Annotated in this window: 3 protein-coding genes and 5 tRNA genes; 7 read left to right on the top strand and 1 reads right to left on the bottom strand. The window is 44.4% G+C overall.

The genetic code is table 11. From position 1 onward, the window contains the following. Positions 1 to 90 precede the first annotated feature (90 nt). Entirely contained in the window at positions 91 to 6,768 is a 6,678-nt protein-coding gene (locus ACIGBN_RS11945; protein ID WP_396665654.1) for an Ig-like domain-containing protein, read from the top strand. Between the two features lie 95 nt (positions 6,769 to 6,863). Here ACIGBN_RS11945 and msrA read toward each other — a convergent pair whose 3' ends face one another. Next, entirely contained in the window at positions 6,864 to 7,523 is a 660-nt protein-coding gene (gene msrA, locus ACIGBN_RS11940) for a peptide-methionine (S)-S-oxide reductase MsrA (RefSeq protein ID WP_396665652.1), read from the bottom strand. A 148-nt stretch (positions 7,524 to 7,671) separates the two neighbouring features. Between msrA and ACIGBN_RS11935 the strand changes: the two genes are divergently transcribed. The 6 genes from ACIGBN_RS11935 to ACIGBN_RS11910 all read left to right on the top strand — a co-directional run bounded on the left by ACIGBN_RS11935 (position 7,672) and on the right by ACIGBN_RS11910 (position 9,510). Then, positions 7,672 to 8,586 (top strand): hypothetical protein, encoded by a 915-nt coding sequence (locus ACIGBN_RS11935; RefSeq protein ID WP_396665650.1) that lies wholly within the window; start codon positions 7,672 to 7,674, stop codon positions 8,584 to 8,586. 38 nt (positions 8,587 to 8,624) lie between these two features. After that, positions 8,625 to 8,701: transfer RNA gene (locus tag ACIGBN_RS11930), tRNA-Met, on the top strand. A 43-nt stretch (positions 8,702 to 8,744) separates the two neighbouring features. After that, positions 8,745 to 8,821, top strand: a tRNA-Met gene (locus ACIGBN_RS11925). A 128-nt stretch (positions 8,822 to 8,949) separates the two neighbouring features. After that, positions 8,950 to 9,026: transfer RNA gene (locus ACIGBN_RS11920), tRNA-Met, on the top strand. A 192-nt stretch (positions 9,027 to 9,218) separates the two neighbouring features. Continuing rightward, positions 9,219 to 9,295, top strand: a tRNA-Met gene (locus ACIGBN_RS11915). A 138-nt stretch (positions 9,296 to 9,433) separates the two neighbouring features. Then, positions 9,434 to 9,510, top strand: a tRNA-Met gene (locus ACIGBN_RS11910). Positions 9,511 to 9,528: the final 18 nt, after the last annotated feature.

The following is a 9,528-nucleotide window of genomic DNA, read 5'->3' as shown; positions in this document are numbered from 1 at the left end:
GACACAACCATCAGCGCGAGTGTCAGTGGCACCGACGCTGCCGGCAACACCTTCACAGCGGTCAGCGACGCGGCGGACGGTGGCTTCACCGTGGACACATCGGTGAGCGGCTTGACGTCGGACATCACGGATGCGACCAACAGTGGTTCGAACGACGACACGATTACCAACGATGCGACGCCAGACATTAGTGGTGTGACAGAAGCGGGTGCGACCGTTACGATCACGTACACGGATGCGACAAACACAGAGCGCACGGCGACAGGCACGGCGGATGAAGATGGTAATTACACCATCGCGATCACGAATGCGCTGGCCGAAGGTTCAACCAGCTTGAGCATCACAGCGGTCGATGTCGCGGGCAACGAAAGCACGACCACGCAAAACGTGACCGTGGATACATTAATCGATGCTCCTGTTATCACGAACATCACTGATGACTCAGCCAATTCTGATTACTCAACCGTGACTTTACATGGCACTGGAGAGCCTGGTACGTCGATCACTTTACACGTTATCTCTGGATCATCTAGTAATGGTAACAACACTCAAACGGGTGAATATGTCGAGGTTGAAGGCCTTTCAATAGTTGTTGATGAGAATGGTAATTGGACTGCTGATGTATCGAACTTGACTGATGTTCAGGCCAATGACAATGAGTTCTTTAAGGCTACTCAAACAGATGCGGCTGGAAATGTAAGTGCGGATTCCAATACGGCACATTATTGGCATGGAACGTCGGCTGCAGTAGCCACAGAAGTAGGTGACGATTATGTATTGTCTGGTTCTGGTAATGATCAAATTACGATTACTGGAGATGATACCAATGATGGTTTGACTATTGATGGTGGGGCTGGTGTTGATACGGTTATTTTCCAGAACTTTGATGCGAGTCAGGCGACGTTTGTTGTGGATGATAATGGAAATCTTCAAATTACTCGTGGTGATACGGGTGACGTGGTTCTGTTGATCGATGTAGAGAATGTAAATATCGATGGTGATACTTATACGATTTCTGAACTATTTACACCAACCGTCGTTATTACTAACGATACTAATAATGATGGATTGTTAAATTCTGATGAGGCTAATGGCAGTGTGACAGTCTCTATCGACTTACCAATAGGTGCGAAGGTTGGTGATACGATCAATGTTACTAGCAATAATGGTGAGCCTGATCGAGTAATTACGCTTAACTCAAATAATATTAGCAATGGATCTGTGTCTGTATCTGGCATTGCTGTTACGGAAGGCGAAACATTAGAAGTGAGCGCATCGCTTTCTACTGGAGGTGGCGTAGGCACAGACAGTGTTCTAGTAGATACCTCAGTGAGTACCTTGACGTCGGACATCACGGACGCGACTAATAGTGGTTCGAACGATGACACTATTACCAATAACGCGACACCAACAATAGCGGGTCAAACGGAGCCGGGTGCGACCGTTACGATCACGTACACAGATGCATCAGGTGCAGAGCAGACAACCGATACGGTGACGGCGGATACGGATGGCAATTACAGCATCACGATTCCAGCGGCATTGGACGAAGGTTCGAACGATCTGACAGTTAAAGCGATTGATGCGGCGGGTAACGAAACGACGACAACTCAAAACGTAACTGTCGATACCTCAGTGAGCGGCTTAACTGCCGACATTACGGGCGCAACTAACAGTGGTTCGAACGATGATTCGATTACCAATAACGCGACACCAACAATAGCGGGTCAAACGGAGCCGGGTGCGAGCGTTGCTATCTTGTACACAGATGCGACCGGCACACAGCAAACAGCGACCGGCACCGCAGATGAGAATGGTGCTTACAGTATTACGCTTGATGATGGGTTGCGTGAGGGTACAAACAGCCTAAACATCAAAGCGATTGATGCGGCAGGCAATGAAACCAAAATCATGCACGATGTGACAATAGACACGTCTGTTGGATCTCCAACTATCTCGATCGCAGGTGACGCCAACGAAGACGGTGTTTACAACGCGGAAGAGCTTGGAGCTGATGGCACCGTGACGGCAACGATCAGTATCCCAACAGATGCGGTTGCTGGCGATACAGTGACGTACCAAGTGGGCGATGCAGACGCGGTTGAAGTGGAATTAACGGCTGCATTGATTAGCAGCGGCATTAGCGTAGAAATCGCACCTGAAGCAACGATCAAAGCGACGATCACGGATGCAGCGGGTAACACTTCTTCAGAAGCCACGGCGACAGCATTGGCGGCTAATGAAGCCCCAATCGCTGAGGCCAAAAACGATTCCGTTGATGAAGATTCAAGAATTACAGGTTCTATTACAGCAAGTGATGCGGATCTTCCTAGTACTGCAAACTTAACGTTTAGTACGACGGCCATCGTGGCTGGTTTGATGCTTAATTCAAATGGTACTTATGCGTTTGATGCTTCTTCTTATGACTCTCTTGAAAAGGATGAAGAGCTTGAATTAGAGATTCCTATCACTGTTACTGATGACAAAGGTGCGACTGACACAACTACTTTAACCATCACGGTTACTGGTACAAACGATGCACCGACGGCTACCGCGAAAGTAGACTCTGTAACGGAGAATCACACGATCACAGGCACTATCAGTGCCAACGATGTGGATCTAGCGGATGGAGCAGCGTTGTCGTTCAGTACGACATCCGATGTTGCAGGCTTGACGTTGAAATCGGATGGATCTTACAGTTTCGATGCGTCATCTTACGATAGTTTGGCTGCTGGGGAGAAACAGCTAGTCGAAGTGCCAGTGACGGTAAGGGATGATAATGGTGCAACAACTGAAACGACCTTGACGATCACCGTCACAGGCACGAACGACGCACCAGTGGCGACTGATGACTCTACCATGGTTTACAGTACGGGGATTCGTCTTGATGAATTGCCTGAGTACGGAACAATGGAGGTGAAAAATGCTGACGGCAATTGGGTTGAGATGACTGCAGGTGTTACCTACCCTTCTGATACAGAAGTCCGCTTTGATCCTGAAGTCGATAAATTAGAGGAAGCTATAGCTTTTGAGATTGGTTCTTTTGATGCTAACCCGGATTCAAAAACAGGCACCTTTGATGGCACGGCAAAAGTGAGTGATTGGGGTGACCTTGTAGATGGCAAAGCGGTTAAGTCTTTTGATTCAAATGAAGATGGCACGCCTGAGATCACTGTGACTACGTCTGTCTCTACTGGTACTCTAACAGCCTGGAATGCAAATAACTCAGTCGGTCATGGTATTGGTAATGAGACTGGGAATGGCCTTAGTTCAGGAGAGTCATTAAGAGTTGATATTGATGCAACCGATGTTTCTATTAATAAAATATCGTTCACATTAGCGGGTTTAGGTGGGTATTTTGATAAGGGCAGTAGAAATGAAACCGCTGTTTCTATTACCGCTCACTTTGTCGATGGTACAGAACAATCAATATCTAGCTTTAGAATAGGTGGTGAATATGAAAGCACTTATTCATTCACAACGAATGATGCGGTTGATTATTTTGTATTAACGACAGAAGGTAGTAATGGGTCTTATGTTGTTCAGAACATGACGATCTCTCAAGTTGTTCCAGATACAGTGACTTTAACCACCTTGCAAGCGGATGGCAGTGAAACGACTGCTAGTGTGACCTTTGACCCTAGTGATGTATCTGAAGATGGTACAGTCAGTTTGACAAGCAGGGTTGCTGATCTTGATAGCAGTTTAAAAGAAGGTGCTATTGCTACTGATGAAGATACCTCAATCACTATAGATGTGCTGGCTAACGATACCGATGTAGACGGTACTATAGATCCAACGACGGTTGTTATTACTACTCAACCCGAGCATGGCACAGTGTCTGTTAATTCAGAAACGGGCGAAGTCACTTACACACCAAATGATAATTACAATGGTGAAGACAGCTTCGAATACACCGTTAAAGATAATAATGGCCTAGTTTCAAACGCAGCAACGGTCAGCTTAACGGTTAATAGCGTGGATGATGCGCCAGTGATTACCCTTAATGATGAGTCTGTGACCGTATCTGAAAAAGGTTTAGAGGACTCAACAGCGGGTATAACTAGTGCGACAGGAACCTTTACAGTCAGTGATGCAGACGGAGATGATTTATCCGTATCATTGGCTGCGCCGACAGAGACTTATACCTCTGGTGGTGTTGCGTTGGTCTGGGCTCTAACGGACAGCGGAGATTTGATTGGCTCTGCGAATGGTGAAGCGATTGTTACTGTTACGCTTGGTGATGTGAATAGCAGCGGCGAAGGCTCATACACGGTTACATTGAATGGACCTGTAGATCAGTCTAATACAACAGCAGATGATTCACTTTCTATTCAGTTTGGCGTGGCGGTTAATGATGGCACGTCAACCACGACTAGCGCAGTAACCGCGGTTATTGAAGATGATGCTCCTAGTTCGGTTACGACCGAAGCAGAACTGCAGTTGAGCGCTAGTACTTTCTCTGTCTCTAATATTGCATCAGGGTTTTCATCTGCTGAATTTGATGGGAGGTGGAATATTGGCAAGAGTTCGACAAGTAATACTGATGATGATGATTATGACGAGACGCTCTCATGGGGGAATGACGCTTTCCGTCTAAATTACTCCAATGTTAGCGCTGGAGAAAGCTCAGTTACTGCTAGCGAAGTAGAAGATAATTCTTCAGATATTGGTTTTGGTGATAGCATTGTCGTTGCCAAAATCACCCATGACAATGGTTTGACGAATGCGAGTTATGCTGATTCTCTAACAAGTGCTAATTTTAATGTCGATGTTACTTTGGTCATAGATGGGACAGAGGTAACGGTTAAACTCTCTTCACTATTATCAGAAGATGATACCAGTAATATCCTTACGAATTCTGGAGACATTTTAACGCTTGCGAGTTCAAGTACGGAAGTAGTTGTCAATGATGTGAGCTATACCGTATCTCTTGATGGGTTCTTGGTAGATGGCGAAGTGGTTAATAGCGTGACAACCGCTGAATACAATCAGTGGTCTGATTCTGGTACGGATTTATCACATAAGGAAACTTATTCTGTGGTTGCCCATGTTGAACTGACAGACTCAAGTTCAGCGCAAGAATATGTGTTAACCGGCACTCTTAATACAGACGCTGGTGCAGATGGTTTGGGCTCAGTGGTTGCTAGCAATACTAGTGATGACAATGGAGCTGTTACTATTAATGCTGATGGAACCTATAGTTTCACTCCTAGCGATGCTCTTGTAAGCGCTTTGGGGGATACCGGTTCACAAGTTATTGAATACAGCTATAACGTAGTAGATAGGGATGGTGATTCAGTAGAGAATACCTTGTCTATTACAGTGAGCGGCCCTGATGCTGATACAGGAACCACAACAACAGTGTCTGGGCTGAGTGGAAGCTTCTATAACTACGATGATTCTGCTGAAGGTAATAGTAATATTACCTCTATTGCACAGGCAGAGAGCATTATTGCGAATCAATCTGCCAATGCAAGTTTCATTGGTACAGAAATCGATTATGGGCTTGCAAATGGGGATTTGGGTGCGAATACGAATCTAACCTCATGGTTAGGGGATGATGCTGAATCATTAACGTACGTTGATAAAGACAGTACTGAAGATTCTGTTGTGCAATTGACAGGCAGTGTGTCATTAGCAGCTGGCTTCTACAGTATCAAAGTAACAGCCGATGATGGCTATCAAGTCAAGATAAATGGCAGTGTAGTTGCTAGTGTCGATAATATTCAGCAAGCAACCACAAATACATTCCCTATTACAGTTACAGAAGGTGGCGAACAGTCTATTGAGATTGTCTACTGGGATCAGGGAGAGGCTTACCAATTAAGTGTTTCTCTAGCACCAGCAACAGAATTAGGAGGATTATTAGGGGAGTATCAAGTTTTAGGCAGTGATGCTTATCCAACGACCTCTGTTGTAACCGATGTGTCAGATATTGTCACAGATACGACTGATGATGTGGTGGGATCAGATGATACACCTACTGAATTCGAAGGAATGGCAGCAGGTCTTGATGACAATATTGCGTGGTTTAAGTCCAATACTGGTATTGAAGATGATACAACCGATAATGTCGACCAAAACGATAAATCTTGGGACGATGGAGAGGAAGGTTCTTACATAGTTGGGACAGGGAATAACGATACTATCAAGGGTAATGGTGGTGATGACCATATTGTCGGTAATAACAGCCAGGATGATTTATATGGCGGCAGCGGCCAGGATTGGATAGAAGGCGGTGACGGTGACGATCACATTTATGGCGATGATTCCAGCGATTTATTAGACGGTGGTTCTGGCCAAGATAATATTTATGGCGGTGCTGGTAATGATATCCTTCGAGGTGAGGATGGAGATGATACGTTATTAGGAGAGGCTGGAAACGATATTCTGATCGGCGGCCAAGGGCAAGATACGTTAACTGGCGGAGATGGATCTGATCTGTTTATTCTTCAGGATCCAGCAATTGGTAGCATTGATAAAATTACTGACTTCAACGCAAATAGTGATGCGTTGGATGTAAGTGATTTGCTATCTGGTGATGGTGTTGATCTTAATGATGCAGATGCTGTCACGGCGTATCTAAACGATAACCTCACGTTGAAGTCTGACGAAGATGGTTCTGGTAGCCTTTCTGTTAAGGATTCTGATGATGCAGATCACCAAGTTGCTACATTTGGTTCGGATTCTACGTTAGGAGCAGAAGGGACATCTGTGACAGTAGTGTTTAACGACCAAGAGTACAGCGTTAATGTTGATGGTTAATTATTAGCTGAGCGAAAAAAACCGAATTAGATTTCTAATTCGGTTTTTTTATGTCTCGAAGGTGAGAAGAGAAAAATAGTAGTGGCTAGATTATATTAAGCGCCTAGGCCAATAGGGCAACTGACGCCTGTGCCACCCAATCCACAGTAACCATTTGGGTTCTTATGCAAATATTGTTGATGGTATTCTTCGGCAAAATAGTAGGTGCTTAATGGCTCTATTTCAGTCGTGATCATGCCATGACCGGAGGATAAGAGTTGTTTTTGATAAGACGCTTTCGTCGCTTCCGCTATCGCTAAGTCCTCAGGGTTTTTTAGAAAAATAGCAGAACGATATTGGCTGCCAATGTCGTTACCCTGTCTCATGCCTTGAGTAGGATCGTGATTTTCCCAAAACACTTTCAGAATGGCTTCGAGTGAGGTCTGTTTCGTATCGAAACGAACCGCTACCGCCTCTGTATGGCCTGTTTGCCCTGAACACACCTCTTCATAAGTAGGGTTTTCTGTGAAGCCTCCTATGTAGCCTACAGAAGTCACCAGTACCCCTGGCGTATTCCAAAACTTTCTTTCTGCGCCCCAAAAGCAACCCATTGCCAAAATGACTTCTGCTTCATTGCTTTTCATAGGACTTAAAAAGGATGCATGGTTAACCGCATGTTTGCCACTAATAGAAAACGCTTCTGAGCGGCCGACTAAAGCCGTCTCTTTTGTCGGCATAGTGGATTTTTTTAACTGTTCTTCACTGTTTCTAAACATGATTTGGCTCCGAGTCGAAAACTGTGGTGGGAAAATAGGGCTGCGTGAGCAACATATGACTACAGTCAATAGTAACTAAATTACAAAATGCAACGTACAAGCGTGTGGAAATATTGGCATTCGCTGTTTACGCTTAAGAGATGTTTAAATGAGATTGATTTATATGTTTCGTATCTTGGTTTTCTGGGACTCAAGAGAGGCTAGCAGCTCACTTATCCATTTCATGAATGAACTGGATGAGACCTTATGCCTCTATCAAATAGAGCCTATGTTTCTGCAAATAGATCATGAGCACGCACCTCAAGCTGGCAGAATTAAACCAAGTATGAAAGCATTGCTTGAATACGTTCATCGTTATAAACCTCATCTTCTCATGTGCTTTGGCAGTGAAGCAAATGTATTGGCTAGGCTGTTAAAGCCAGCGCTTAAGTGTGAAACAGTTTTTAATCGGCTCCCTCATCACCTAGAAGACGTATCCTCAAAAATGAGTCGAATAGGTTTTTGGGTTAGACGTTTTATGGATTATAAAAGCTGGGATCATGAAGAGCTTGATAGCGACTTTATTTATTTTGGTATGAGCACGTCAAATATTGTGGCAAATAGGGTGTTGGTTTTTGATGAAGACCCCATGGTCCCTGATTTTCATAGAGTGTCAGAAGAGTCTCAATTCGAAATGCTTAAAATATCTTCGGAGCAAGAAGATTTTCGTTGTGAGTTTGCATCTAAAGAGTCTGGCTTGTTGCTGATTTCTGAGAAAATGGAAAACTACGAATTGTTGATCGACATAGCCAATGCCAATGGCTTATTTACATTGTGTATGAGTGACTCAGGAAGAGGTGTGCATGATGGAGTGAATGGTTGGCTGGTCGAGTCCACAAATGAGCGGCGATTAATAAAGTGTTTAAAAAACTGGAGAACGATGGGTAATGAAGCCAGAAAAGTGCTTTCTTACCATGCGAGATCCTATCAATCCTACCATTCAGGCTTACACTATTTTTGTCATATTTTAGGCTTAACGCCTTCCCAACGATCTATAAAAAACAAAATACAATCAATCCCTTGACTCCTACAGTAGCTTCCCTATAATACGCACCTCGTTGACGCGGGATGGAGCAGTTTGGTAGCTCGTCGGGCTCATAACCCGAAGGTCGTTGGTTCGAATCCAGCTCCCGCAACCAGTCAACGAAAAAGAAATTGTTAGCGATTCAGAAAATAATTTGTCGCGGGATGGAGCAGTCTGGTAGCTCGTCGGGCTCATAACCCGAAGGTCGTTGGTTCGAATCCGGCTCCCGCAACCATTTTAAGTGATGGAAGTTATTTTTTTCTCATTGAGAATAGTTGTTTCCTACATTGTTTTTTGATTTGGTCATCTAGCAATTTCAGTGTTAAAAGATAAAATCTATTCTATATCAATAGTTTAGTTTGGCGCGGGATGGAGCAGTCTGGTAGCTCGTCGGGCTCATAACCCGAAGGTCGTTGGTTCGAATCCGGCTCCCGCAACCAATTAAATTGAAGGTCGTTGGTTCGCTTTTTGTTTAAGAAAGTGGCTCCTGCAACCAATTCAAGTCACAGTCGTAGGTTTCTTTTTAGTAAGAAAAGCTACTACAGCGATTATTTAGGTAGTCGTTAAAATGACGCATAGAATTTTATCGTAATAGCGTTAAATAACCTATATAAATTCATAGGTTAATCTGTCGCGGGATGGAGCAGTCTGGTAGCTCGTCGGGCTCATAACCCGAAGGTCGTTGGTTCGAATCCGGCTCCCGCAACCATTTCAAAAACTGTCGTAGGTTTCTCTTTAGTAAGAAAAGCGGCTCCTGCAACCAATTCGTTGAATCGTCAGAATTGGTTCACAGTACATATCAGTTAAATATCATTAAAAAGTAAACTATATCAATAGTTTAACTTGTCGCGGGATGGAGCAGTCTGGTAGCTCGTCGGGCTCATAACCCGAAGGTCGTAGGTTCGAATCCTGCTCCCGCAACCATTTCAAAAGAACGGTCGT

It is taken from the genome of Marinomonas sp. NPDC078689, assembly GCF_044542435.1.
Classification (GTDB): Bacteria; Pseudomonadota; Gammaproteobacteria; order Pseudomonadales; family Marinomonadaceae; genus Marinomonas; species Marinomonas arenicola.
The sequence above is the reverse complement of the archived record's forward strand: the minus strand, read 5'-3'. Positions and strand labels throughout refer to the sequence as shown.

What these genes read in the sequence shown, in the direction of transcription:
- msrA (WP_396665652.1), bottom strand. Translation starts at nt 7,523, where the DNA reads ATGTTTAGAAACAGTGAAGAACAGTTAAAAAAATCCACTATGCCGACA.
- ACIGBN_RS11935 (WP_396665650.1), top strand. Translation starts at nt 7,672, where the DNA reads ATGAGATTGATTTATATGTTTCGTATCTTGGTTTTCTGGGACTCAAGA.